The organism is Pseudonocardia sediminis (assembly GCF_004217185.1).
GTDB lineage: Bacteria > Actinomycetota > Actinomycetes > Mycobacteriales > Pseudonocardiaceae > Pseudonocardia > Pseudonocardia sediminis.
Genome location: NZ_SHKL01000001.1, coordinates 830,588 through 854,962 on the forward strand (window position 1 = coordinate 830,588; position 24,375 = coordinate 854,962).

The following is a 24,375-nucleotide window of genomic DNA, read 5'->3' on the forward strand; positions in this document are numbered from 1 at the left end:
CGACGGGAGAGACCGATGACGGGACGGATGCACCGGGGTTGGCCGGGATCGGGACGCGGGTCGGGACGGGGAGGCTGGCAGCAGGCCGACCTGCCCCCGACCGACGACGTGGCGGCCTGGTTCGCGGGCCGCCTGCCGGGGGACTGGTTCACCGGGGCGCCGGAGGTGACCGCGGACCGGGACGAGATCGTCGTCGTCGGCGAGCTGCCCCCGCTGGAGACGCAGTACCCGGACACCGACGCGGGCCGGACCGACGCCGCGGCGGCTGAGGCCGGGCGGATCTCCCGGTACCGGGAGGACACCCGCGACGCGCGGATCGAGATCGCCCAGCAGGCCGAGGGCCGCTACAGGCGCAAGGTCGCCTGGGGTGCACGGATCGGTGGGACGAGCGAGCTGTTCACCACGGCGTCGGTGCCGGTGATGACACGCCTGCGCCAGCCGGAGCGGATCGTGCTGGACACGCTCGTCGACGCGGGGGTGGCGCGGTCGCGGTCGGACGCCCTGAGCTGGGCGGTGCGCCTGGTCGGGCAGCACGCCGACGACTGGCTGGCCGAGCTGCGCACGGCGATGGCGCGGGTGGACGACCTGCGGGCCAACGGGCCGGACGGATCCGAGGGCGGCAAGGAGGGCTGAGGCCCCGGCCGGTGTCCGGCTATGCCGCGAACAGGACCAGCCACACCGCGACGTGGTGGCAGAGCCAGGCCAGCACCGTCGCGGCGTGGAAGAACTCGTGGTACCCGAACGTGGCGGGCCACGGGTTCGGGCGCTTGAGGGCGTACATGACGCCGCCGACGGTGTAGAGCACGCCGCCGGCGAGCAGCAGGACCAGCGCGGCGACGCCCCCGTTGCGCATCAGGTCGGGCAGGACGAACACGGCCACCCAGCCGAGCGCGATGTAGATCGGGACACCGACCCAGGCCGGGCCGTGCGGCCAGGCGAGCTTGAGGGCTACCCCGCCCAGCGCACCGGCCCAGACCACGATCAGGACCCAGGTGGCGGTCTCCGGCGCGAGCGCGAGCACCGAGACCGGCGTGTAGGTGCCCGCGATGAACAGGAAGATCATCGAGTGGTCGAGGCGCTTCATCACGGTGCGGTGGCGCACCTGGACCCACGTCCGGCGGTGGTAGAGCGCGCTGACGCCGAACAGGCCGAACGTGGTGAGGCTGTAGACCGCGGTGGCCAGCGCCGCCGACGTGCCGACCAGCGCGCCGGCGACACTGACCAGGGTCGCGCACGCGAAGACGGATGCGACGAGGCTCCACAGGTGCAGCCATCCCCGCATGCGGGGCTTCGGGGGCGCTGCGACGGCCGTCGTGGTCACGATTGCCGACGGTACGTCAGTGACCTGCGGTGGTGGGCCGGTCCGGGCGTACGCCACACCCCGGGGTGCCGCCGGTGACGCATCGGCACGACGGTCCACCCGACCGGTGGACGGCCGAAGACTAGGGTCGGGTGCGTGGCCGTTCGTGACCTGCTCTATTCGGTGTACGAGCGCAGGATCCTGCGTCAGCTCCACGGCGCGGAGAGCCCGCGGCACGTCGCGCTGATCCTCGACGGGAACCGGCGCTGGGCGCGCGACGCCGGGCTGGTGGACGTCAACGACGGCCACCGCGCCGGCGCCGCCAAGATCGCCGACCTGCTCGGCTGGTGTTCCGAGGCCGGGGTGGAGATCGTGACGATCTTCCTGCTCTCGACGGACAACCTGACGCGCTCACCCCGTGAGCTCGAGCCGTTGCTGGAGATCATCGGGGGCGTCGTCGACGACCTGTCCGGCCCGGAGACCCCGTGGCGGCTCCGGGTGGTCGGGGCGATGGAGCTGCTCCCGGCGGAGCTGGCCGAGCGGTTGGCAGCGGCCGTGACGCGGACGTCGGACCGTCGCGGGCTCCAGCTCAACGTGGCGGTCGGCTACGGCGGCCGGCAGGAGATCGCGGACGCGGTGCGCAAGATGCTGCTGACCGCGGTCGAGGCCGGGCGGACGATCGAGGAGCTCGCCGAGACCCTCGACGTGGACCACATCGCGGAGCACCTCTACACGTCCGGCCAGCCGGACCCGGACCTCGTCATCCGGACCAGTGGCGAGCAGCGCCTGTCCGGGTTCCTGCTCTGGCAGTCGGCGCACTCGGAGTTCTGGTTCTGCGAGGCCTACTGGCCGGAGTTCCGACGGGTCGACTTCCTGCGTGCGTTGCGCAACTTCGCGGCCCGCCACCGACGTTTCGGAAACTGATCCGAAGTCGACCGTAACCTTCGGCCGAGTCGCTCGTTATATACGTTTCCGAGCAATTCTTCTTCTGGACGAGAACAGGCCCCGGGACGTATCCCGGGGCCTGTTCCGTGTGTGCTGAGCCGAGGACTACTTCGAGCCCCAGTCCGAGCCGCCCTCGCTCTGCGAGACGTTGTCGCCGGCCTGCGACGAGTTGGAGCAGTTGTTGCTCAGGTCCTGGTTGTTCTCGACGCCGGACTTGATCAGCTGGTCCTTGGCGGCCAGGCCCAGGACGCCCTGGATCAGGTTGTTGCCGCTGGCCACGTTGCCGCAGAGCTGCGGGGAGACATCCAGGTTGTTGCCCGAGATGTTCACGAAGCCCTTGCTGTTCTTCTCCGCGATGTTCGAGGCGCCGTGGTGGTGGCTGCCGCCCTCGCCGTGCTCGCCCGAGTCGCCGGCGAACGCCAGCGGGCTCACCGCGAGCAGGGTCGCGGCGCCCGCGGCAACGACGATTCCAGCCTTCTTCAGCACAGTGGTCTCCTGTTTGAGTATGGAGAGCAGGTCGGGTGCGACCACACTCTCAGTACCTGTCGGTGCTCGAACTGGGGAGCCCGCACCGACTGCGTTCAACCTAACCGGTGAACCATCCGCTACACAAACTGACCCTCCGTATTTTTTTCTGTGTTCGGTGGTCGATTCGTGTACCTGGGGAAATGCGTCGGCGCGCATGGGAGTGCGGCGTGACCCCGTGGCGGTTAGCCGTCTCGGCTCATCGGACGGAGGACCGAACAGTCCTGTCCGCACCCCCGAGTGGTCCCCGTACCGCTGGGACGAACGAGCACGCCGCGGCGCGGGGCGGTCACGCACTGCGGGGTGGTCACACGCCGCCGGCCGGTCGCACGCCCCGGGCCGGTCGCACGCCCCGGGCCGGTCGCACGCCTCGGGCCGGTCGCACGCGTCGATCATCACGCAGTGTGGTCGGCAAACGTGGCCGGCGCCCGACGGCGGTCGTCGTCACACCTGGTCGAGCGATCGATTCCGACCCTGGACCGCGGATCGTGTCTCTGTGGCCTGGGGACCACCCCGGCGGGGGACCACGGAATGGTGACGAAAGGCGCCCTCATGAGCGCACGAAAAAGCCCCGGAGCAATGCTCCGGGGCTTTTTCAGAAAACCCTACGGGTTTCGAACTCAGCCGATGCTGTCGCCGGCACCCGAGTCCTGGCCGCAGTTGTCCGACTGGTCGGTGGTCGAGTCGCCGCTCTTGGCCTTGGCCTCGCCCAGGATGCCCAGGGCGCCGGTGACGCCGTTGAGCGCGGACGCGTCCTCGACCGGAACCTGCACACCCAGGACGTTGACCGGGATGTTGTTGTTGCAGGCCTGGATCGGCACGTTGACGTTGTTCCCGTTCAGGCCGGAGACGAGGCCCTTCGAGTCCTTGTCGATGACGTTGGCGGCGCCGTGGTGGCCCCCCTTGTCACCGTGGCCGTCGTGGCCACCGTCGCCGGCGAAGGCCAGCGGGCTGATCGCGAGCAGGGATGCGGCAGACGCCGCCACGACGATTCCAGCCTTCTTCAGCACAGTTTACTCCAGTTGAGTCTTGAGACCGTCCGAAGCCGGTCTCGTACCTGTCGGTGCGTTGTCAGAGAGGGGGAGCCCGCACCGACTGAGCACAATCTATCCCGTGGATCCAAGGCGTCCAAATTCCACAACACCATTGGGCGACACCATTACTTTGGGTGTGGATACTCCCCACTTCGGGGAATTCGGTGTCCGTTCCGTCGGGGAGCGACGGCGATGTCGTCGTGACGTTCCGTGGTCACAATCGCCCGAACGGACGCGTACCGCGGGCGGGTGCCGGTCGTGGGGCCCGCACGGCCCGGCCGGCTCGCTCCCGGGTGCGGCCGCGCGGAGGGTCGTAGAGTCCCTTCGTGGCCCGTCCGCTGTTGCTCCGTGACGTCACGTTGCTGGCGCTGCGGCTGGACCGGCTCGTCCCGGGGGTCCTCGACGGCCCGGTGGCCGACACGGCCCTGCGCCGCCACGTCGCGGACGAGCCGGGACCGGACCCCGCCGTCCTCCTGCGGCAGGCCCGGCGTCTGTCCCGGGAGCTTCCCGACGCGGGCCTTCCTCCCCGACGCGAGCGCTTCGTCGCCGCCCAGCTGAACGCGCTGGAGTGCCGGCTGCGGATCGTCACCGGGGAGCGGGTCCCGTTCGACGAGGAGGTCCTCGCCAGCTACGGGGTGCCACCCCGGGCCGGGGACCCGGACGTCTACCGGGAGGCCCACCGACGTCTGGACGATCTGCTGCCGGGCCCCGGCGCCCTGGACGTCCGGATGGCCGACCATCGCGACCGCGACCGGATCCCGCCGGAGCGCCTGGACGCGGCCGTGGCGGCGATGACCGCGGAGATGCGCCTGCGGACCGGCCGGGTGATCGCGCTGCCGCAAGGGGAGAGCGTGGAGCTCGACGTCGTCCCGGACCGTCCCTGGACCGCGTTCACCCGCCACCTCGGCGGGTACCGCAGCCGGATCGCGGTGAGCGGGAGCTCGCGCCTGCGCCGCGGGCAGCTGCTCCCGCTGGTCGTGCACGAGGCCTACCCCGGGCACCACACCCAGAACTGCCGCTCCGTCGCCGCCGCCGACGACCGTCCCGAGCTGCGCCTGCGCCTGGTGCACAGCCCGCAGGGGCTGCTCGCCGAGGGGATGGCCGACGCCGCGCTGGACGTGCTGCCGGGGCCGGGCTGGGGCGCGGTCGCGCAGCGGGTGCTCGACGGCGTCGGTCTGCACGTCGACGGGGCGCTCGCCGAGGAGGTCGAGTCGGCGCTGACGATGCTCGGCCGGGTCCGCCAGGACGCCGCGCTGATGCGCCACCGCGACGGGGCCGGACCGGACGAGGTCGCCGCGTACCTGTCCCGATGGCTGGTCGTCGACGACGGCCGGGCGCGGCGGATGCTGTCGTTCCTCGACCACCCGCAGTGGCGGTCCTACGCCACCACGTACGCCGAGGGGCGTCCCCTGGTCGCGGCCTGGCTCGCCCGGCCGGGGACCGACCCGGTCGCGAACCTGCGGAGCCTGCTCGACGAGCCGGTCACCCCCGCCGACCTGCAGCGCGACCTCGCCCACGGCGGGGGCCGGGGCTGTGCAGCAACGGTTCCCGGCAGTGCTGCAGGTGGTCCGACCGGCTAGGCCGGATGGTCGCCGACCGGACGTGGCTCTCTACATGATCGAGACGTCGGACGGTGCTTCACGGACGATGAACGGTCGGTGACCACTGTGCCATTGCGGTTCACCTTCCACTCGTCACAGCAAGTTGCTGTTGACCGCACCAGGGTGACCACTAGTAGCGTCCGGGTCGGCGGTACGTACCCGATGCGTTCCGCCCGGGAGGCCCTGAACGTGGTGTCACACGCACCCGAGAGGGCCGGCACCCGGCCCTCGCGGGCGTGCCGGCCGGAGGACCTTGACGGTCCTTCGACGAGCCGACGCGTCCCGCATCAGGGCCGGCCGGCCCAGCGCAGAAGTGGACGCGGTGCCGCGTCCGCGAGGGAGCACCCGTGACCGATCGTCGTCCCGCCCTCACCCCGGAGTCCCCGGCCCCGACCGGATCCTCCTCGAGCGCAGACGCACCGTCAGGCACCCCCGCCCGCTGTTACGTCCTCGACACGTCGGTGCTGTTGTCCGACCCGTGGTCGTTGCTGCGGTTCGACGAGCACCAGGTCGTCCTTCCCCTGGTCGTGATCTCCGAGCTGGAGGCCAAGCGCCACCACCCCGAACTCGGCTGGTTCGCCCGCACCGCGTTGCGCCAGCTCGACGAGCTGCGCGTGAAGTACGGACGCCTGGACGCGCCGATCCCGATCGGCGAGTCCGGCGGGTCCCTGCACGTCGAGCTCAACCACTCGGACCCGATGGTGCTCCCGGCCGGTTTCCGGACCGACTCCAACGACAGCCGGATCCTGGCCTGCGCGCTCAACCTTCGGGCCGACCCGACCGTCCACGGCGAGGTCGTGCTCGTCACCAAGGACATGCCGCTGCGGGTCAAGGCCGCGGCCGTGGGTCTGGACGCCGACGAGTACCACGGCCAGGACGTCCTGTCCTCGGGCTGGACCGGCATGGCCGACATCGAGGTCACCCCCGACGACGTGGACACCCTGTTCCGGGACGGCGTGATCGACCACGACGCCGCCCGTGACCTGCCCTGCAACACCGGCCTGCGGCTGGTGGGGGCGTCGTCGGCGCTGGGGCGGGTGACCGCGGACAAGCGGGTCAAGCTCGTCCGCGGCGACCGGGAGGCGTTCGGCCTGCACGGCCGCTCTGCGGAGCAACGGGTGGCGCTGGACCTGCTGCTCGACAACGAGGTCGGCATCGTCTCGATGGGTGGCCGCGCCGGTACCGGCAAGTCGGCGCTCGCGCTGTGCGCCGGGCTGGAGGCGGTGCTCGAACGCCAGCAGCACCGCCGGATCGTGGTGTTCCGCCCGCTCTACGCGGTCGGTGGCCAGGACCTCGGCTATCTGCCGGGCAGCGAGAGCGAGAAGATGGGGCCCTGGGCGCAGGCGGTGTTCGACACCCTCGGCGCGGTGGTCAGCCAGGACGTGATCGACGAGATCGTCGCGCGCGGCCTGCTCGAGGTCCTGCCGCTCACCCACATCCGCGGCCGGTCGCTGCACGACACGTTCGTCATCGTCGACGAGGCGCAGTCGCTGGAGCGCAACGTGCTGCTCACGGTGCTCTCCCGGCTCGGTGCCGCGTCGCGGGTGGTGCTCACCCACGATGTCGCGCAGCGGGACAACCTGCGGGTCGGCCGGCACGACGGCATCGCGGCGGTGATCGAGAAGCTCAAGGGTCACCCGCTGTTCGCCCACGTCACGCTGACCCGCAGCGAGCGCAGCCCGATCGCCGCGCTGGTGACCGAGATGCTGGAGGGCCCGAACTCCTGACCGTGCTCGGAGACACCCCGCCCTGAATGCCCGGGCGGCACCCTCGTCGACCTGCTTCCCCGGGTCGCGAGGGTGCCGTCGGGGACCAGGGCCCTGCCCGCCCCCGTCCCGAGGGGAACCCCCGGGACCGCCCGGGGAGCTGCCCCGTCCCGAGGGGAACCCCCGGGGCCGCCGGGGGAGCGAGGGGACCCTCCGGGACACGTCCGGGGCGGGATCAGCCGCCGTGCGGGGTGCCCTCGGTGAAGCCGGCGGTGGTCTGGGTGCCCAGGACGGCGCGCTCGTGCAGCTCGTCGAGCGTTCGAGCGCCGGCGTAGGTGCAGGCCGAGCGGACACCGGAGCAGATCTCGTCGAGCAGGTCCTCCACACCCGGGCGGTCCGGGTCCAGGCGCTGGCGGGAGCTGGAGATGCCCTCTTCGAACAGTGCCTTGCGGGCGCGGTCGAACGCGTTGTCGCCGCGGGTGCGCGCACCCACCGCCCGCTTCGACGCCATCCCGAACGACTCCTTGTAGGCGCGGCCGTGCTCGTCGCGCAGCAGGTCGCCGGGGGACTCGTAGGTCCCGGCCAGCCAGGACCCGATCATCACCGACGACGCGCCCGCGGCCAGCGCCAGGGCGACGTCGCGCGGGTGCCGCACGCCGCCGTCGGCCCAGATCGCGGCGCCGTGCTCCCGGCCGGCCGCGGCGCACTCGGCGACCGCGGAGAACTGGGGGCGCCCGACGCCGGTCATCATCCGGGTGGTGCACATCGCGCCCGGCCCGACGCCGACCTTGACGATGTCCGCCCCGGCCGCGGCCAGGTCGGCGACACCCTCGGCGGTGACGACGTTGCCGGCGGCGATCGGCACGCCCGCCCCGGACTCGTCGACGACCCGGCGCACCGCGGCCAGCGCGTCGAGCATCTTGTCCTGGTGGCCGTGCGCGGTGTCCACGACCAGCACGTCGACGCCGGCGTCGAGCAGCGCCTTCGCCTTCACCGCGACGTCGCCGTTGATCCCCAGGGCGGCCGCGGTGCGCAGGCGCCCGGACGCGTCCAGGGCGGGGGAGTAGATCCCGGCCCGGATCGCGCCGATGCCGGTGAGGATCCCGGCGAGGCGGCCCTCGTCGTCGAGACCCAGCGCGGCGCGACGGCCGTCGAGGGCCTCGAACACCTCGCGCGGCGGGGTCCCGACGGGCAGCGTCAGCGGCGACGGGTCGAGCACCTCGGACAGGCGGGTGAACCGGTCGACCCCGGCGCAGGCGGCCTCGTCGACGGTGCCGACCGGACGTCCGCCCTCGTCGGTGACCACGACCGCGCCGTGCGCCCGTTTGGGCAGCAGGTTCAGCGCGTCGGCCACCGCGTCGCCGGTGCGCAGCACGAGCGGGGTGTCCCAGACCGGGTCGCGGGACTTGATCCAGGAGATGATCTCGGCGACGGCGTCGGTCGCGACGTCCTGCGGCAGTACGGTCAGCGCGCCGCGGCGGGCGAGGGTCTCGGCCATCCGCCGTCCGGCCACCGCGGTCATGTTCGCCGCGACCACCGGGACCGTCGCGCCGGTGCCGTCGGCCGTGGTCAGGTCGACGTCGAAGCGCGAGGTGATCGACGAGCGCCGCGGGACGAGGAACACGTCGTCGTAGGTGAGATCCGCGGCCGGGGCGTCGCCGGAACCGGCGTCGTGGTGGAGGAAGCGCACGGTGAGCGGACTCTACGCGCCACGACGGCTCCCGTGCACCGTCGTGACGGTCGCAACCCGTCCCGGTCCGTGTGACCACCGTCCCGGTCCGGCGTCATCTGCTGGACACCTGGGAGGAACGGCCGGGCAACCGGCGCGGCCTACCGTCGTGGACATGCCGGTGCCGTCGCCGAGATCGTCCTCGGTCACGCACGCGCAGGACGTCCGACGGTTGCGGGACCTGCTGCGTGCGGCGATCTCCGGTGGGCGTTTCCCGGACGGCCGGGTGCCGGGCGAGGGCGAGCTGATGGTCGGCTTCGGCGCCAGCCGGTCCACGGTCCGAGAGGCACTCGGCCTCCTCGCGGCCGAGGGAGTGGTCCGCGGCACGTCGTCGAGGTACGAGCAGGCGACCTACGAGGTGGCCGGGTTCGTGCCCACGCCACCCGCCCCGCCCGTGTTGCGGGCCGTCGATCCGTCGGTCGAGCCGGTCGGCTCCCGGGTGCTGGACCGGTCCGGTCTCGCCGCGCCGGCCCCGCTCGCCGCATGGCTCGACGTCGGGCCGGGCAGCCCGTGCCTGCGGATCGAGTTCCTCGTGCTGCACCACGGTGTCCCGTCCGCGGTCGAGACGCACTACGTCGTGCACCCGGAGGCCGGTGACCTGATCGGGATCCCGATGCGCGGGTCCTGGGAGACCCTGCTCGACGATGCCGGTCTGCGTCGCGGGCGCACCGACACCTGGGGCGGCCGGATCCCGGCCGACCCGGCCGTCGCGGAGCTCCTCGGCGTCGCGCCCGGCTCGGACCTCGTCGGGGTCGAGCAGACCACCTTCGACCCGTCGGGCCGGGTGCTCGACGGCGCCGTGCTCCGGATCCGCTCCGACGTGCCGCGCGCCGGGACGCTCCGCCCGGCCGGTTGACGCGCGCTCAGGTGCTCAGCAGCCGCTCAGGTGCTCAGCAGCCGGCGCACCTCCTCCAGGTCGTCGGCCTCGGCCGGGGTCTTGTCCGGGCGGTAGCGCAGCACGCGGGCGAACCGCAGCGCGACGCCGCCGGGGTAGCGGGTGCTGCGCTGTGCGCCGTCCAGGGCGATCTCGACCACCAGCTCCGGGCGCAGCAGCACCACGCCGTGCCCGCCGCCGTCCCCGTCACCGTCCTCCCGCGCGTACTCCGGGAACGTCGCGGTCTGCCAGGCCAGCAGCTCGTCGGTCATGCCCTTGAACGTCTTACCGACCATCACCGGGTCGCCGCCGTCGGGGTCCCGGGCGCCGAGGTGGATGTTGGACAGGCTGCCGGTGCGCCGCCCGTAGCCCCACTCCGCGCCGAGGACGACCAGGTCGAGGGTGTGCACCGGCTTCACCTTCTGCCAGGCCTTCCCGCGCCGCCCGGCCGCGTACGGGGCGTCGAGCGCCTTCACCACGATGCCCTCGTGCCCGGACTCCAGCGCCGTCTCCAGCACGTCGGCCGCCTCCTCCGCCGACGGTCGCCGCGCGCCGGGCATCCGCAGCGGCGCCTGGGCGTCCCCGGCGAGCAGCCCGGCCAGAGCGTCGAGACGCTGCTCCAGCGGGGCGTCGACGAGGTCGGTGCCGTCGAGGTGGAGCAGGTCGAAGAAGAACGGGCTCAGCATCGCCTCGGAGCCCTGACCGTCCGGCCCGTCGGACCCGAACCGGCTCATCGTGTCCTGGAACGGGCGCGGGCGGCCGTCGTCGTCCAGGGCCAGGGTCTCCCCGTCGAGCACCACCGTCTCGCACGGCAGTGCCCGGACCTGCGCGATCAGCTCCGGGACGCCGTCGGTGATCTCGCGCAGCGTGCGGGTCCAGACCCGGACCTCGTCGCCGCGGCGGTGTACCTGGATCCGTGCGCCGTCGAGCTTGTGCTCCACCGTGACCTCGGGCCCGAGGCCGGCCAGCGCGGCGTCGAGGGAGTCGCCGGGGCTCGCCAGCATCGGCCGGATCGGGCGTCCGACCTCCAGCGCGACGACCTCCAGGGCCTCGGCGCCGCCGGTCAGCGCGGTGACGGCGGTGCCCGGCAGCCGCCCGGAGAGCATGAACGCCCGCCGCACCGTCGCCGTCGGGACCTCGGCGGCGGCCGCGATCGCCTCCACCATCAGGCCCTCCAGCGCGCCCTGGCGCAGCTCGCCGGTCAGCAGCCGGTGCAGGAAGCGCTGCTCGTCGGCGGTCGCGGTGCCGTAGAGCCCGGCCAGCAGGTCGCGCCGCCGAGCGGCCGACCCGGTGCCGGAGGTGGCGGCGAGGTCGTCGAGGGTCGCGTCCACCCTCCCGACGGTCAGCGACGGCTCGGCCGCGACCTCGGCGTCGAGACCGGACAGGGTCCGCCAGCCGGTGCCGATCCGGCCCTGGCGCAGGTCCCCGGCCAGCCATGCGGTGACCGGCTCGACCTCCTCCGGGGCGGCCCGGCCCAGCACCGCCGCGAGAGCGGCCGACTTCTCCTTGCGCGAGCGGGTGGCGCCCACGGCGGCGGAGGTCGCGACGACGTCGGAGAACAGCATGGGAGCAGTGAAGCAGCGGGCACCGACATTTCGCCCGCCGAGCGGGCCCCGCCGCAGGTCGGGCGCCGGGCATCGGGCTAGCGGACGCGGGAGGGGGCGGGTTTCGTGGGTCGGGCGCCGGGGGTCAGGCGCTGCGGGCCTCGCGCAGGGGCCCGTCACCCGGGTGACGGCGCAGCGATCCGGCGACCGGGTGCGGGGCGACGCGGGGGCCACCACCCGTCCCGGCGTTCGGCGGTCCGGTGTTCCCCGGGGGCGGGACGACGTCGGTGCGTCGCATCGAGCGCCGCCACAGCTCGGACACCGGGACCACCCCGGTGCACGCGCCGCCCGGCCCGACCAGCACCAGGTCGTCGTAGCCGCGGGAGCGGTCACCGGCCAGGCTCACCTCCATCGCCGCCGGCAGCGGCATCCGCTCGTCGGCCACACGCGGCGGGTCGGCCATGGTGATCGCCGGCTTCGCGGCCCACAGGGCGTGCCCGAACGGCCCGGCCATCGCCAGCAGGAACCGGCTGCGCTCCAGGTAGCCGGTCGGCCGTCGGCGCGGGTCGAGCAGCACCACTCCCCCGGCGTCCGGGCGGTCGGCCAGCGCGGTCCGGGCGACGTCGGCGACGGCGTCGTCGGGCAGCGTCAGCGCGGCGGACGCGAGGGCGCGCACCGGGACCGGCACCGCGCCGATCCGCGGAGCGGGGGAGGGCGTCGGCCGCGGCGAGGGCGCCGGCCCCGGGGAGGGCGCGGCGGAGGGGCTGCGGTGCGGCGCGGTGGCGGTGAGCAGCGACAACAGCTCCGGCGGCGTCGACCCCTCGACCACCGGGCGCGCCCGCGGTGTGCCCAGCAGCGGTCCCCGGGCCAGCCGTGCGCCGCAGGCGTGCAGTGCGCCGAGCGCGTCGGCGTCCGCGACGCCGGTCGCGGCGACCCGCACCCCGCTGGCCGCGGCCACCCCGCACACCGCGCGGACCACGGCGGCGGACCCGGGTGCGCTCAGGTGCTCCTCCAGCACGGCGACGTCCGGACGCGCGACGAGCAGCAGGTCCAGCCCGAAGCCACGGCCGATCCCGTCCAGCGCGATCCGGAAGCCCCACCCGCGCAGCTCGGCGAGGGCGGGTACCAGCTCGTCGACCGGCGCCGCGGCCAGCGCCGGGCCGATCTCCAGCATCGGCGCGGTCCCGCCGACCGTCAGCATCGCGCGCAGCCGGTCCCGGGCCAGCACCACGGTGTCCGCGGCCACCGGCACCTGCACGGCGGCGCCCGGGTCGAGCCGTCGGGCGAGCGCGACGGCGGAGACCGCGGTCCCGGCGTCGACCTCGGCGATCTGGCGGGCGCTCCAGCCGGTGCCGCGTGCGCGGGCTCCGATCGCGTCCTGCGGGCGGGCCGGGGCGATCGAGAACCCGGACACGCGCGCGGTGTGCAGGTCGTACACCGGCTCGAACGTGAACCTGTCGTCGTTCATCGGACGATCACCCTCGGCGCATTCGTGGAGCAGCGGACCAAATGATCGACACTGTGTCACGAGGAGATCGTCCGAACGGGTAACCGACGATGAACGGCGGATGGACGTACCCGCCGCACCCGTTCCGGTGCGGCGGGTGACCGGCCTTTCTCAGACCTTCTTCTGCCCGTGCGCCATCGCCAGTACGTCCAGGGCCGCGTCGAGCTGGGCCTCGGTGAGCTTCCCCGACTCCACGTGCCCGCGTTCGATGACGACGTCGCGGATCGTGCGGCGCTCCTTGAGCGACTGCTTCGCGATCGAGGCGGCCTCCTCGTAGCCGATGAACCCGTTGAGCGGGGTGACGATCGACGGCGAGGACTCCGCGTACTCCCGCGTGCGCTCCACGTCGGCCTCGATCCCGTCGATCACCTTGTCCGCGAGCAGGCGCGAGGCGTTGGCCAGCAGCCGCGCCGACTCCAGCACGTTGCGCGCCATCACCGGCATCATCACGTTGAGCTGCAGGTTGCCCTGGCTGCCGCCGAAACCGACGGTCGCGTCGTTGCCCATGACCTGCGCCGCGACCATCATCGCCGCCTCGCAGATCACCGGGTTGACCTTGCCGGGCATGATCGAGCTGCCCGGCTGCAGGTCCGGCAGGTGGATCTCGGCCAGACCGGTGCGCGGGCCCGAGGACAGCCAGCGCAGGTCGTTGGCGATCTTGTAGAGCGACACCGCGACGGTGCGCAGCGCGCCCGAGGCCTCCACCAGCCCGTCCCGCGAGCCCTGGGCCTCGATGTGGTCGGTCGCCTCGCTGAGGACGTCCAGCCCGGTCGCGGCGCGCAGCTTCTCCACGACGCCGGCGCCGAAGCCGTCGGGCGCGTTCAGCCCGGTCCCGACGGCGGTGCCGCCGATCGGCAGCACGGCCAGACGGGGCAGCGCGTCCCGGACCCGGGCCGCGCCGTACTCGGCCTGGCTCGCCCACGCCCCGGCCTCCTGGCCCAGCGTGATCGGCACCGCGTCCATCAGGTGCGTGCGCCCGGCCTTGACGACCTCGGCCCAGTCCTCGGCGCGGCGGCGCAGCGACGCGGCCAGGTGCTCCAGCGCCGGGACCACCTCGGTGGACAGTGCCTCGGTTGCGGCCACGTGGATCGTCGTCGGAAACACGTCGTTCGACGACTGCGACGCGTTCACGTGGTCGTTCGGGTGCACCTCGACGCCGGCCCGCCCGGCCAGGCTCGCGATCACCTCGTTGGCGTTCATGTTCGACGACGTCCCGGAGCCGGTCTGGAACACGTCCACCGGGAACTGGTCGTCGTAGCCGCCCTCGGCCACCTTGTCCGCGGCGGTGGCGATCGCGTCGGCCTTGTCGGCGTCGAGGACGCCCAGGTCCTTGTTCACCCGCGCCGCCGCGCCCTTGACCAGGCCGAGCGCGCGGATCTGGGCGCGCTCCAGGCCCCGTCCGGAGATCGGGAAGTTCTCCACCGCGCGCTGGGTCTGGGCCCGCCACAGTGCGTCCTTCGGGACCCGGACCTCGCCCATGGTGTCGTGCTCGATGCGGTACTCGTCGCTCATGGCGCCGAGTCTGGCCTCACCCGCACCGGTCCGCAGGGAGGCGTGACGACCACGACACCACCGGGTCAGGGCAGGGGCGGGACGTCGTGGTCGTCGGATCCGTCGAAGTCGATGGTGGAGAACTCGCGGAGCTTGGTCAGCCGGTGGTGGCCGTCGATCAGCCGCACCGTCCCGGACTTCGAGCGCATCACGATCGACTGGGTGGTCGCACCACCGGGCTGGTAGTGCACGCCGCGCAGCAGCGCCCCGTCGGTGATGCCGGTGGCGCAGAAGAACACGTTGTCCCCGCGGACCAGGTCGGCGGTGGTCAGCACCCGCTCCAGGTCGTGCCCGGCGGCGACGGCCTTCGCCCGCTCCTCGTCGTCCTTGGGCCAGAGCCGGCCCTGCAGCTCACCGCCCATGCACTTCAGGGCGGCCGCGGTGATGATCCCCTCCGGGGTGCCGCCGATGCCGTAGAGCATGTCGACGCCGCTGTCCGGGCGGGCCGCGGCGATCGCGCCGGCCACGTCGCCGTCGGTGATGAACTGGATGCGGGCGCCGGTGGCGCGGATCTCGTCGACGATTTTCTCGTGCCGCGGGCGGTCCAGCACGCACACCGTGACGGCGGCGACGTCGCACTTCTTGGCCTCGGCGACCCGGCCGATGTTCTCCGCGACCGACTCGCGGATGTCGATCGCGTCGGCCGCCTCCGGCCCGACCGCGAGCTTCTCCATGTAGAACACCGCCGACGGGTCGAACATCGCGCCGCGCTCGGCCACCGCGAGCACGGCCAGCGCGTTCGGCATCCCCTTGGCCATCAGCGTGGTGCCGTCGATCGGGTCGACGGCGACGTCGCAGGCGGGGCCCTGGCCGTTGCCGACCTGCTCGCCGTTGAACAGCATGGGCGCCTCGTCCTTCTCGCCCTCGCCGATCACGACCACGCCCTGCATGGTCACGGTGCCGATGAGCTGGCGCATCGCGTCCACCGCGGAGCCGTCACCGCCGTTCTTGTCGCCACGACCGACCCAGCGCCCCGCGGCCATCGCCGCGGCCTCGGTCACCCGGACCAGCTCCATCGCCAGGTTCCGGTCGGGGGCCTCCCGCCGTCGGGTGGGGGCCGCAATGGTCGAGGACTGCGCTGACTGGGTCACGGGCGTCTCCTTCGCTCGGGGTCCGCGGTGGTCGGCACGGCCTGGTGTGGTCGGCCGAAGGTGGCCCCGGCCTGCGATCCTGGCAGATCGGGCGTGCCGGTGGAGCGATGAGCGACCGACGCCATGCCCCGCGTCACCGCGGCGACGGGTCTGCGTGCCGCCGGGCCGGGCCTGCGCGACGATGGTGGGGTGAGCTCCGAGTCCGATCCCCGCGCGTCCACCGAGTCCGGCGACACCTCCGCGTCCGTCGGGGCCGAGGAGACGTCCGCGTCCGACCGGTCCGCGGTCGCCGCCGGTGATCCGGCTCCCGGCGGTGGCGACGGTGGTCCGGACCCCGCCGGCTCCGGTGCGGCGACGTCGACGGATGCGGACGCCGCCCCCACGGGGGGTACGCCGAGGCCGCGTCCCCGCATCGGTCCGCGTCCGATGCAGAAGCCGGGCCGGACCGAGACCCGGATGAAGGACATGCTCGGGGCTCTGCTGATCCTGATCCCGATCGCGTTGCTGCTGGTCGGGGTGACCCGGTCCTGCACGTTCGCCCCGGCCGGGCCGACGATCGACCCGAACGCCGGCCCCACCGTCGACGCCCCGGCGCGGCTGGGCGAGTACGCGAAGATCTCGACGTTCCCGCTGCGCGTGCCGGCCGTCGGGTGGCGGGCGAACTCCACCGACCGCGGCGAGGTCGTGGGCGGCGGCACCGCCGTCCGGGTCGGCTTCGTCACCGGGGAGGGCCGCTACCTGCGCCTGGTGCAGAGCGACGCGACGGAGGAGAACCTCCTGCGCACCGAGGCCGGCACCGACGTCCCGACCGGTGAGGGCGTCACCCCCGCGGCCGGCCTGAACTGGGTCACCTACCGCTCCGGCAGCGGTGAACCGTTCCGTGTCACCGCCGTCCCGACGCCCGGATCACCGACACCGACCAGACTCCTGATCACCGGCAGCGGCAACGACGACGAGTTCCGCACCCTGGCCGAAGCGACGATCCGGGCCCGCCCCCCCCCTACCGGCGGCGGAACGAACTGACCTGCCCACCTCACACGGGTCCGGTGCACCTCACAGGTGTTCCACGCCGTGTGAGGTGCACCGACGCCGTGTGAGGTCCGTGGGGGCCGGGTTGTCCACATCCTGACGTGGCTGTCCACAGGTTCGTGGTTCCCGGGGGCGACCGACGTCGTGCGGGCGATGCTCGGACCGTGGACTTCTGGACGGGTGCCGACCCGGTGCGCCGGGCCGACCTCCTGGCCGCAGGAGTCAGCGGCGTCGAGATACGCCGCGCCCTGGCCGATCGCGAGCTGATCCGGCTGCGGCGGGGTGTCTACCTGCCCGCGGGGCCGGACGGGAACGTTCCGGCGGTGACGGAGCGGGCGGCCCGGCACGCGGTCGCCGTGCGCGGGGCGCTCTGCCGGTTGGAGCCCTCGGTGGTGGTCAGCCACGTGTCGGCGGCCGTGCTGCACGGGCTCGACCCCTGGGGGATCCCGCTGCGACGGGTGCACGTGACCCGTGCTCGTCGTACCGGCGGCAGGGTCGGCGCCGACCTGCACCTGCATTCGGCGGCGCTGGAACCCGACGAGATCGAGGTCCTCGACGGCGTCTCGGTGACGTCGGTGCCGCGCACGGTCGCCGATCTGGCCCGGACGGTGCCCTTCGACCGGGCCGTCGCGGTCGCCGACGCCGCCCTCCGGCTGCCCGGGGTCACGCCGGAGGACCTGTGCCGCGCGGTCGGGCGTGGACGGAGACGGCCCGGGAACGCGGCGGCGGAGCGGGTGATCCGGTTCGCCGACGGACGGAGCGAGAGTGCCGGGGAGTCCCGGAGCCGCGTGACGATCCACCGGATCGGCCTGCCCACGCCGGACCTGCAGCGCGACGTCCACGACGCCGACGGCGAATGGTTGGCCAGGGTGGACTTCTGGTGGGACGGCGACCCGCCGGTGGTCGGCGAGTTCGACGGCGAGGTCAAGTACGGGCGCATGCTCCGCCCTGGGCAGTCACCGGGCGAGGTCGTGTTCGAGGAGAAGCGCCGCGAGGACGCCCTGCGCCGGGAAGGCCTCGGCGTGGCGCGATGGACCTGGTCCGAGATCGACGACTTCGCCACGACGGCCGCTCACCTGCGCAGGCTTCTCGACTGAGGACACTTCACATGGGTTCGGTGCACCTCACAAGCGTTGTACGGCGTGTGAAGTGCGCCGACCCCGTGTGAGGTCGCGTCAGGAGTCGGACTCAGGTTCGGACTCGGCCAGGACCTGTTCGACGCGTTCGCGGGCGCCGGCGAGCTGCTGCTCGCAGCGGCGGGCCAGGGACTCGCCGCGCTCCCAGAGGGCGACCGACTCGTCCAGGCCCAGGCCGCCGACCTCGAGGGCGCGTACGACCTCGGCCAGCTCGTCGCGGGCCTTCTCGTAGTCGAGCTTCTCGACGGGGGTCCTCTGCGGTGTGCTCACCCGCTCGCCTTCTTCCTGGTCCGCCGGGCCGGGCCGGCCGGGGCCGTGTCGTCGGACGGGGTGTCCCCGGGCGTGGTGGTCCTGGACGTGGTGTTTCCGGCCGGAGTCTTCCGGGTGCGTCGCGGGCGAGCGGGAGCCGGGTCGGTGTCACCCGTGCCCGTGTCGTCCGGGCCGGGAGCCGCGGAGCCGTCGGTGGTGGGGTCGCCCGCGGCCGGACGTCCGTCCGCCGTCTCCGGGCCGTCCGACGTCGCCGCGATCGCGCCGTCGCCGACCCGGATGCGCAGGGCGGTCCCGGCCGGGGCCTCGGAGACCGAGCGCAGCAGGGGCCGGACGCCGTCGGTGCCGGCGAGCTGGACGATCGCGTACCCGCGGGCCAGCGTGGCGGACGGCCCGAGTGCGGTGAGCCGGGCCGTGAGGTGCTCGAGCTCCGCCGAGGACCGGTCGAACCGGCGCAGGACGGCGCGGTGCCCGGTGGCGCGCAGGTCGGCCACCTCGCGCTCGTGCCGGTCGAACATCCGCAGGGGCTGGGCCAGGACCGGCCGGGCGCGCAGGTCGCGGACCCGTCGTTCCTCGCGGTCGACCCACCCGGACAGCGCCCGCCGGGACCGTTCCCGCAGGCCGGCGATGCGCGCGGTCTCCTCGGCCAGGTCCGGGACCAGGCTGCGCCCGGCCTCGGTCGGGGTGGAGCACCGCAGGTCGGCGACGTGGTCGACCAGCGGGGTGTCCGGCTCGTGCCCGATCGCGGAGACCACCGGCGTCCGGCAGGACGCGACGGCGCGGCACAGCGTCTCGTCGGAGAACGGCAGCAGGTCCTCGACGCTGCCGCCGCCGCGGGCCAGCACGATCACCTCGACCTCCGGGTCGCGGTCGAGCACGCCGAGCGCGTCCACGATCTGCCCGACGGCGAGCCCGCCCTGGGTGGCGGTGTTCTCGATCCGGAACCGCACCCCGGGCCAGCGGGCGGTCGCGTTGGAGACGACGTCGTGCTCGGCGGCCGAGGCCCGCCCGGTGATCAGCCCGATCCGGTTCGGCAGCAGCGGCGGACGGCGCTTGAGGGCGGCGTCGAACAGTCCCTCGGCGGCGAGCAGCCGTCGCAGCCGCTCGATCCGGGCCAGCAGCTCACCGAGCCCGACGGCGCGGATCGCGTCCACGCGCAGGCTCAGGGTGCCGCGCCCGAGGTAGAACGACGGCTTGCCGTGCACGATCACCCGGCTGCCCTCGACGACCGCGCCACCGTTGTCGCGCACCAGCGACGACGGCGCCGTGAGCTGCAGCGACACGTCGGCGGCCGGGTCGCGCAGCACCAGGAACGCGGTGCCGGACCCGGGCCGGGCGGTGACCTGCGCCAGCTGCCCCTCGACCCAGACGGCGCCGAGCCGGTCCACCCACTCGGCGATCTTGCGGGCGACCGTGCGGACCGGCCAGGGCGTCTCCTCCGACGTGGGGGAGGAGGGTGCACTCACTTCCGGGCCCTACTTCTGGGACAGCGTCGAGATCCGGTTGGTCAGCATCGTGACGTACTCGTCGCGGTTGCCGTGCGAGGTCTCCCAGGCCAGCAGGTCGGCGAGGTCGTCGAGGGTGAGAGAGCGGAGCTTGCCGCGCAGCTGCGGGATCGTCATCGTCGGGTACTCGGGCAGCGCCTCGGGGGCGGTCGCCGCCGGGTCGGCCGACGGAGCCGGACGGGCGGCGGGCCGCGGCGGGCGGGCGACCGGGATGTCGGTGACCTTCGTCGTCGGCCGCAGCTCGGAGACGGTGCTCGCGCCGTTGCGCGGGCGCGGGTCGGTCAGGGGCGGCAGGTCGTCGTCGAAGGTCGCCCAGCTCGGGACGTCCTCGGCGGGGCGCAGGGTGCCCAGCGCGCGGTCGCCCTTGATCGCCAGCTCGGTGACGGTCTGCTGCAGGCGCATGGACACCTGCAGTGCCTGGCTCACGGCGGTGACCGGGAACTCGACGGCGTGCCGCGGTAGCTCCCGGGCCTGCTCGACGGCGGTCACGACGAGGCCCGCGGCGATCCGCAGGGGGAACGGCAGCGGTGTCATGCGCGCCATTGTTCCCTGTCACGCATCTCCTGGCAGGTCGGGTGGGTCACCACGCGGGTCGGACCGCTCACGTCCGGCTGACCGGTGCCGCGGACGTCCGTAGGGTGGAGGCATGTCCGGATCGGGAGACAAGCAGGTCCTGCTGGCCAAGCCACGGGGCTACTGCGCGGGCGTCGACCGGGCGGTCGAGGCCGTCGAACAGGCGCTCGAGCAGCACGGTGCGCCGGTGTACGTGCGCAAGGAGATCGTGCACAACAAGCACGTCGTGGAGACGCTGAGCGACCGCGGGGCGATCTTCGTGGAGGAGGCGGACCAGGTGCCCGAGGGGGCGATGGTCGTGTTCTCCGCGCACGGGGTGTCCCCGGCGGTGCGCGAGCAGGCCAAGGCCCGCGAGCTGCGCACCATCGACGCGACCTGTCCGCTGGTCACCAAGGTGCACCAGGAGGCCAAGCGCTTCGCCCGCGAGGACTACGACATCCTGCTGGTCGGGCACAACGGCCACGAGGAGGTCGAGGGGACCTCCGGCGAGGCGCCCGAGCACATCCAGATCGTGGAGTCCGCCGCCGACGTCGACGGCGTCACCGTCCGTGACCCGGAGAAGGTCGTCTGGCTGTCGCAGACCACGCTGAGCGTCGACGAGACGATGCAGACCGTGCGTGCGCTGCGGGAGAAGTTCCCGGCGCTGCAGAACCCGCCGTCCGACGACATCTGCTACGCCACCCAGAACCGCCAGGTCGCGGTGAAGGCGATGGCCCCGCGCTGTGACCTGGTCCTGGTCGTCGGCTCGCGCAACTCGTCGAACTCGGTGCGCCTGGTCGAGGTCGCGCTGACCGCCGGCGCCGGCGCGTCCTACCTGATCGACTACGCCAAGGAGATCGACGACGCCTGGCTCGAGGGTGTCGGCACGATCGGTGTGACCAGCGGTGCCTCGGTGCCCGAGGTGCTGGTGCGCGGCGTCGTCGACCACCTGGCCGAGCGCGGCTGGGGCTCGGTCGAGGAGATCGACACGGCCGAGGAGACGCTGACGTTCTCGCTGCCGCGCGAGCTGCGCCCGAACCGGGCCGCCGCCCGCTAGAAGGACACCGCGAACGACGAAGGACCCGGCTGACAGGGGCTCAGCCGGGTCCTTCGTCGTTGCGGGGTGGTGCGGTGTCGTACGTGGGTCAGGCGGCGCGGTCCGCGGTGACCTGCTTGGCCGAGACGACCTGGACCTGGTCGCCGATCTGCAGGTAGTCGAACCAGGCCTGGGCGTCCGGGCGGGCCAGGCGCACGCAGCCGCCGGACGGGGTCTCGGTGTTGCCCTCGTGGAAGGCGATGCCGCCGTCCTGGAAGAACACGGCCAGCGGCATCGCGGCCGGGCGGCCCTGCTTGTCCTTGTACTCGCCGCTCTTGTGGTCGGCCTCCTTGCGGTAGACCCGCAGCGAGTGCCCGACCGGCGTCAGCTTGCCCTGGCCGCCGGTCGCGGCCGGCACCGGTCCGCGCATGATCTTGCCGTCCTTGAACAGCCAGGACCGCTTCGAGTCGAGGTCGACACAGGCCTTCGCGGTGACCGTGCAGGGTGTCCCCGGGACCAGCGGCTGGTCCTTGAACGCCTGGGCGGCGGGCGAGCCGGCGAGCGCGGTGCCGGCGCCGACCACCGCGAGGACTCCGACCAGCGCTGCGATGATCACGGCGGGTCGTGGCCTACGGCTGTGGTGGGCGTTGCTCATCGTTCTCCTGGGTTGCCGGGGCGACGTCGGGTGTCGGCGACGGTCGTCGCCTTCCCGATGGTGTGACGTCCGGGGCCGCTCGGGGGTTGCGTCCGTTTCCTGACGAGTTCTACCCGATCGGGGGTCGTGCGCCGAACGCCGCATCGCACGACGAGCGGCGCGACGGGCGGTCCGGTCGGTGCGGCGGATCGGGGCGTCGGGAGTGACGGCCGGGGGATGCCGTCAGCCGCGGCGGGGCCGGCGCGGACGGGACGGCTCGTCGGCCCGGGTGGATCCGGTCGTCGAACGCGAGGTGCCGCTGCGCGGTGCCGGGCGGCCCGACGCGGCGCGGACGGAGGCGCCCGAGGTGCGGGCCCCGGTCGCGCGGGCCCCGGTCTCCGGCGCGCTCGTGCGCCGTCCCCGGCCCCGTGCGGACGCGCGGTCCGCCGCGCTCGTCGCGGTGTCGGCCGCTGTCGGGCGTGCCCGGTCCGGCCGGGTCGTCGTCCGGCCGGACGGCCGTTCGCGTCCGGTGTCCCCGTCGGGTGCCGCGTTCTCGGAGCGGCTCCCGGAGAGACGGCGCCGGAGCTGCCCGACCGCGTCGTCGGGCCCGGTCCGCTGGCGGACGAGCCGGAACCCGGCCACCAGCAGCACCACGAGGGTGGTGACGGCCATCGCCGGGAACGCGTTGATCAGCGGAGCGCCGGCCATCAGCAGGTGCTCGGTGGCGCCGGCCTCCGGCGTCGGAGCGCCGACGAGGACGGCGATCACGGGGATGACGACGGCCAGCATCAGTGGCGGCTGGACGGCGGGCACGAAGATGCTGCGACGGCGTACCCAGGCCACGGCCAGCACACAGCCGAGGAAGTAGCCGACCTCGAAGATCGCGCCGACGGTGCCGAGACGCAGCAGGTCGGCCACCACACCGACGGCGGTCAGCCCGACCGCGAGCCCGACCGCGGCGAGCGGCGGGATCCCCAGCACCGGCTTGACCAGCGATCGCTCGCGGACGGGCCACGATCCGGCGGGGGCCTTACCGGTCCGCCGGGCGGGCCGGGACGAACCGGTGCGCCCGCCGGGCGGGGTGGAGGCGGTCCGCCCGGCCGACGCGGTGCGGGTGTCGGTCACCGGTTCAGAGTAGCCCGTACGTCGGGGTCCTCCCGGGACCCGTCCGGGGGTGAGTCGTCGGCGTCCGGGCGCTCCCGGCTCGCCTGCGCGAGATCCTCCAGGGAGACCAGGGAGTCGCCCGCGGAGGCGACCAGCTCCGGCGCGGAGATCCCGCGCAGGCCGCCCTCGACCAGCTCCGGGGAGACGAGATCGGTGTCGGAGACCTGCAGCTCGGTGAACTTGCGCGCCGTCACCAGCACCCGCGCCTCCAGCGAGGAGACGGTGCGGTTGTAGCTGTCCACCGCCGAGTCCAGGCTGCGCCCCAGCTTGGCGACGTGCGTGCCCATCGTGGCGAGCCGGCCGTGCAGCTCCCGTCCGAGGCGGTGCACCTGCGCGGCGTTGCGGGCCAGTGCCTCCTGCCGCCAGCCGTAGGCGACGGTGCGCAGCAGCGCGATCAGCGTCGTCGGGGTGGCGAGCACGACGTTGCGGCCGAAGGCGTGCTCGAGCAGCGCCGGGTCGGCCTGCAGCGCCGCCTCCAGGAACGGGTCGCCCGGCACGAAGAGCACGACGAACTCCGGCGTCGGCTCGAACGACTCCCAGTAGGCCTTCGCCGCGAGCTGGTCCACATGGGCGCGCAGCTGGCGGGCGTGCGCGGCCAGCTTGGTCTTGTGGACGTCGGCGTCGCGGCTCTCCACCGCCTCCAGGTAGGCCGCGAACGGGACCTTCGCGTCGACGACGACCTGCTTGCCGCCGGAGAGGCGCACCACCATGTCCGGCCGGACGCCGCCGTCCTCGCCGGCCGCGCTGACCTGGGTGGAGAAGTCGCAGTGCTCGACCATCCCGGCCAGCTCGGCGACCCGCTCCAGCTGCAGCTCACCCCACCGCCCGCGCACCTGCGGCGCGCGCAGCGCGTTCACCAGGGCCTTGGTCTCGGTGCCGAGCCGCTCGGAGCTGTCGGCCATGTGCCGGACCTGCTCGCGCAGCCCCGCGTAGGCCGACTCGCGCTCCTTCTCCACCGTGCGCAGCTGACCCTCGACCCGGCCCAGCGCCGCACTGAGCGGGTCCAGCAGCGTCTCGACGGCCTTGGCCCGCGCCGTCTCGTCGCCCTGCGCCTTCGCCGACAGGGCCGCGGTGACCTCCTTGAGCCGGCTCTCGGCCAGCGCGACGAACTGCTCGTTGTTGCGGGACAGCGCGTCCTGGGACAACGCGGCGAAGGAGTCCTTGAGCTCGGCCTCCCGCCGGACCTGCTGGGCCTCGCTCTCGGCGCGGGCCTCCCGCTCGGCCTGCAGCGCCGCGTGGAACGACGCCGCGTCCGAGTCGGCCCGGCGCAGCCGCGTGGTCGCCTGCTCCAACTGTTCGTGCAGGTCCTCGATGCGTTCCATCAGCCCGGTCCGCTCGGCGCGCAGGCCCGCGGCGTCGGCCCGTGTGGTCGCGGTGGCGTTCGCCGACGCCCGCGCGGCCTCGGCGGCCGCCTCGCGGTGCCGGGCGCCGGCGAGCAGCCAGGCCACCCCGGCACCGGCCAGGAGCCCGGCCACCAGGCCGACGATCATGCTCGTGAGATCCACGCCGTCAGGGTGCACCGGGGCACCGACAGTTTCGGTCCCGCCGCGCCGGATGCGGCCGCCGCGATCCCGCCGGAATGCGGTCCCACCAGCGCTTCCGTGCCCCGCGCACACGCCGTCACCCGGTCGGATGTCTACCGGTC

22 protein-coding genes are annotated in these 24,375 nt (G+C 73.7%); 8 read left to right on the top strand and 14 right to left on the bottom strand.

From position 1 onward, the window contains the following. Nucleotides 1–27: 27 nt before the first annotated feature. Nucleotides 28–633: a hypothetical protein gene (locus EV383_RS04070; RefSeq protein WP_130293830.1), complete on the top strand. Its 606-nt coding sequence runs from the start codon at nt 28–30 to the stop codon at nt 631–633. 19 nt (nt 634–652) lie between these two features. Here the strand turns inward: EV383_RS04070 and trhA are convergent, their stop codons facing one another. Then, nucleotides 653–1,321 carry a PAQR family membrane homeostasis protein TrhA gene (gene trhA / locus EV383_RS04075; RefSeq protein ID WP_423213628.1) on the bottom strand — a complete coding sequence of 223 codons (669 nt, stop codon included), beginning with the start codon at nt 1,319–1,321 and terminating at the stop codon, nt 653–655. Between the two features lie 135 nt (nt 1,322–1,456). On the opposite strand from trhA, the gene EV383_RS04080 reads away from it, so the two are divergent. After that, nucleotides 1,457–2,224, top strand: a complete 768-nt coding sequence (locus EV383_RS04080; protein WP_130288673.1) for an isoprenyl transferase — start codon at nt 1,457–1,459, stop codon at nt 2,222–2,224. Nucleotides 2,225–2,350: 126 nt separating this feature from the next. Here the strand turns inward: EV383_RS04080 and EV383_RS04085 are convergent, their stop codons facing one another. Continuing rightward, nucleotides 2,351–2,731 (bottom strand): hypothetical protein, encoded by a 381-nt coding sequence (locus EV383_RS04085; RefSeq protein ID WP_130288674.1) that lies wholly within the window; start codon nt 2,729–2,731, stop codon nt 2,351–2,353. Between the two features lie 659 nt (nt 2,732–3,390). Beyond that, nucleotides 3,391–3,780: a hypothetical protein gene (locus EV383_RS04090; protein WP_130288675.1), complete on the bottom strand. Its 390-nt coding sequence runs from the start codon at nt 3,778–3,780 to the stop codon at nt 3,391–3,393. 350 nt (nt 3,781–4,130) lie between these two features. On the opposite strand from EV383_RS04090, the gene EV383_RS04095 reads away from it, so the two are divergent. Together EV383_RS04095 and EV383_RS04100 are read left to right on the top strand one after the other, a co-directional pair. Next, nucleotides 4,131–5,384 carry a DUF885 domain-containing protein gene (locus tag EV383_RS04095; protein WP_130288676.1) on the top strand — a complete coding sequence of 418 codons (1,254 nt, stop codon included), beginning with the start codon at nt 4,131–4,133 and terminating at the stop codon, nt 5,382–5,384. A gap of 482 nt (nt 5,385–5,866) precedes the next feature. Further along, nucleotides 5,867–7,132, top strand: coding sequence for an RNA 5'-3' helicase PhoH2 (locus EV383_RS04100; protein WP_242623407.1), 1,266 nt, complete (start codon nt 5,867–5,869; stop codon nt 7,130–7,132). Nucleotides 7,133–7,346: 214 nt separating this feature from the next. Here the strand turns inward: EV383_RS04100 and EV383_RS04105 are convergent, their stop codons facing one another. After that, nucleotides 7,347–8,801 carry a GuaB1 family IMP dehydrogenase-related protein gene (locus tag EV383_RS04105; protein WP_130288678.1) on the bottom strand — a complete coding sequence of 485 codons (1,455 nt, stop codon included), beginning with the start codon at nt 8,799–8,801 and terminating at the stop codon, nt 7,347–7,349. A gap of 154 nt (nt 8,802–8,955) precedes the next feature. Here EV383_RS04105 and EV383_RS04110 point away from each other — a divergent pair, with 154 nt between their 5' ends. After that, nucleotides 8,956–9,696 carry a GntR family transcriptional regulator gene (locus EV383_RS04110; RefSeq protein WP_130288679.1) on the top strand — a complete coding sequence of 247 codons (741 nt, stop codon included), beginning with the start codon at nt 8,956–8,958 and terminating at the stop codon, nt 9,694–9,696. Between the two features lie 26 nt (nt 9,697–9,722). Here EV383_RS04110 and EV383_RS04115 read toward each other — a convergent pair whose 3' ends face one another. From EV383_RS04115 to glpX, 4 genes are all read right to left on the bottom strand, one after another. Beyond that, nucleotides 9,723–11,279, bottom strand: coding sequence for an ATP-dependent DNA ligase (locus tag EV383_RS04115; protein ID WP_130288680.1), 1,557 nt, complete (start codon nt 11,277–11,279; stop codon nt 9,723–9,725). Between the two features lie 124 nt (nt 11,280–11,403). Beyond that, on the bottom strand, nt 11,404–12,726 hold the full coding sequence (locus EV383_RS04120) for an EAL domain-containing protein (RefSeq protein WP_130288681.1): 1,323 nt from the start codon (nt 12,724–12,726) through the stop codon (nt 11,404–11,406). A gap of 150 nt (nt 12,727–12,876) precedes the next feature. Next, the gene (locus EV383_RS04125) at nt 12,877–14,277 is read right to left on the bottom strand and encodes a class II fumarate hydratase (RefSeq protein WP_130288682.1); all 1,401 of its coding nucleotides are present in this window, start codon (nt 14,275–14,277) and stop codon (nt 12,877–12,879) included. A gap of 65 nt (nt 14,278–14,342) precedes the next feature. Then, entirely contained in the window at nt 14,343–15,332 is a 990-nt protein-coding gene (glpX, locus tag EV383_RS04130; protein ID WP_130293834.1) for a class II fructose-bisphosphatase, read from the bottom strand. 198 nt (nt 15,333–15,530) lie between these two features. Here glpX and EV383_RS04135 point away from each other — a divergent pair, with 198 nt between their 5' ends. Together EV383_RS04135 and EV383_RS04140 are read left to right on the top strand one after the other, a co-directional pair. Further along, nucleotides 15,531–16,430, top strand: coding sequence for a DUF4245 domain-containing protein (locus tag EV383_RS04135; protein WP_130288683.1), 900 nt, complete (start codon nt 15,531–15,533; stop codon nt 16,428–16,430). Nucleotides 16,431–16,600: 170 nt separating this feature from the next. Continuing rightward, complete coding sequence (locus EV383_RS04140) at nt 16,601–17,533, top strand: type IV toxin-antitoxin system AbiEi family antitoxin domain-containing protein (protein ID WP_165438230.1); 933 nt, start codon at nt 16,601–16,603, stop codon at nt 17,531–17,533. Nucleotides 17,534–17,611: 78 nt separating this feature from the next. On the opposite strand, the gene EV383_RS04145 is transcribed toward EV383_RS04140, so the two are convergent. Genes EV383_RS04145 through EV383_RS04155 form a run of 3 tightly spaced genes read right to left on the bottom strand, consistent with a single transcriptional unit; the run spans nt 17,612 to nt 19,878 of the window. Continuing rightward, nucleotides 17,612–17,842, bottom strand: coding sequence for an exodeoxyribonuclease VII small subunit (locus tag EV383_RS04145; protein ID WP_130288685.1), 231 nt, complete (start codon nt 17,840–17,842; stop codon nt 17,612–17,614). Then, nucleotides 17,839–19,305, bottom strand: a complete 1,467-nt coding sequence (gene xseA, locus EV383_RS04150; protein ID WP_423213629.1) for an exodeoxyribonuclease VII large subunit — start codon at nt 19,303–19,305, stop codon at nt 17,839–17,841. The genes EV383_RS04145 and xseA overlap by 4 nt, the downstream gene beginning before the upstream one ends. Nucleotides 19,306–19,314: 9 nt before the next feature. Then, nucleotides 19,315–19,878 (bottom strand): lipid droplet-associated protein, encoded by a 564-nt coding sequence (locus EV383_RS04155; RefSeq protein WP_130288686.1) that lies wholly within the window; start codon nt 19,876–19,878, stop codon nt 19,315–19,317. A gap of 112 nt (nt 19,879–19,990) precedes the next feature. On the opposite strand from EV383_RS04155, the gene EV383_RS04160 reads away from it, so the two are divergent. Then, nucleotides 19,991–20,953 (top strand): 4-hydroxy-3-methylbut-2-enyl diphosphate reductase, encoded by a 963-nt coding sequence (locus EV383_RS04160; protein WP_130288687.1) that lies wholly within the window; start codon nt 19,991–19,993, stop codon nt 20,951–20,953. Between the two features lie 88 nt (nt 20,954–21,041). Here the strand turns inward: EV383_RS04160 and EV383_RS04165 are convergent, their stop codons facing one another. The 3 genes from EV383_RS04165 to EV383_RS04175 all read right to left on the bottom strand — a co-directional run bounded on the left by EV383_RS04165 (nt 21,042) and on the right by EV383_RS04175 (nt 24,235). Next, nucleotides 21,042–21,587, bottom strand: coding sequence for a L,D-transpeptidase (locus EV383_RS04165; RefSeq protein ID WP_130288688.1), 546 nt, complete (start codon nt 21,585–21,587; stop codon nt 21,042–21,044). A gap of 222 nt (nt 21,588–21,809) precedes the next feature. Next, nucleotides 21,810–22,691 (bottom strand): DUF6542 domain-containing protein, encoded by an 882-nt coding sequence (locus EV383_RS31025; RefSeq protein WP_165438231.1) that lies wholly within the window; start codon nt 22,689–22,691, stop codon nt 21,810–21,812. Then, nucleotides 22,688–24,235, bottom strand: a complete 1,548-nt coding sequence (locus EV383_RS04175) for a DNA recombination protein RmuC (RefSeq protein WP_242622881.1) — start codon at nt 24,233–24,235, stop codon at nt 22,688–22,690. The genes EV383_RS31025 and EV383_RS04175 overlap by 4 nt, the downstream gene beginning before the upstream one ends. Between the last annotated feature and the right edge of the window lie 140 nt (nt 24,236–24,375).

Excerpts from the sequence above, each read along its gene's own strand:
- EV383_RS04135 (WP_130288683.1), top strand. The coding sequence starts at position 15,531 with ATGCCCCGCGTCACCGCGGCGACGGGTCTGCGTGCCGCCGGGCCGGGC.
- EV383_RS04115 (WP_130288680.1), bottom strand. The coding sequence starts at position 11,279 with ATGCTGTTCTCCGACGTCGTCGCGACCTCCGCCGCCGTGGGCGCCACC.
- EV383_RS04120 (WP_130288681.1), bottom strand. The coding sequence starts at position 12,726 with ATGAACGACGACAGGTTCACGTTCGAGCCGGTGTACGACCTGCACACC.
- EV383_RS04160 (WP_130288687.1), top strand. The coding sequence starts at position 19,991 with ATGTCCGGATCGGGAGACAAGCAGGTCCTGCTGGCCAAGCCACGGGGC.
- EV383_RS04125 (WP_130288682.1), bottom strand. The coding sequence starts at position 14,277 with ATGAGCGACGAGTACCGCATCGAGCACGACACCATGGGCGAGGTCCGG.
- EV383_RS04070 (WP_130293830.1), top strand. The coding sequence starts at position 28 with ATGCACCGGGGTTGGCCGGGATCGGGACGCGGGTCGGGACGGGGAGGC.
- glpX (WP_130293834.1), bottom strand. The coding sequence starts at position 15,332 with ATGGAGCTGGTCCGGGTGACCGAGGCCGCGGCGATGGCCGCGGGGCGC.
- EV383_RS04165 (WP_130288688.1), bottom strand. The coding sequence starts at position 21,587 with ATGAGCAACGCCCACCACAGCCGTAGGCCACGACCCGCCGTGATCATC.
- EV383_RS04155 (WP_130288686.1), bottom strand. The coding sequence starts at position 19,878 with ATGACACCGCTGCCGTTCCCCCTGCGGATCGCCGCGGGCCTCGTCGTG.
- EV383_RS04110 (WP_130288679.1), top strand. The coding sequence starts at position 8,956 with ATGCCGGTGCCGTCGCCGAGATCGTCCTCGGTCACGCACGCGCAGGAC.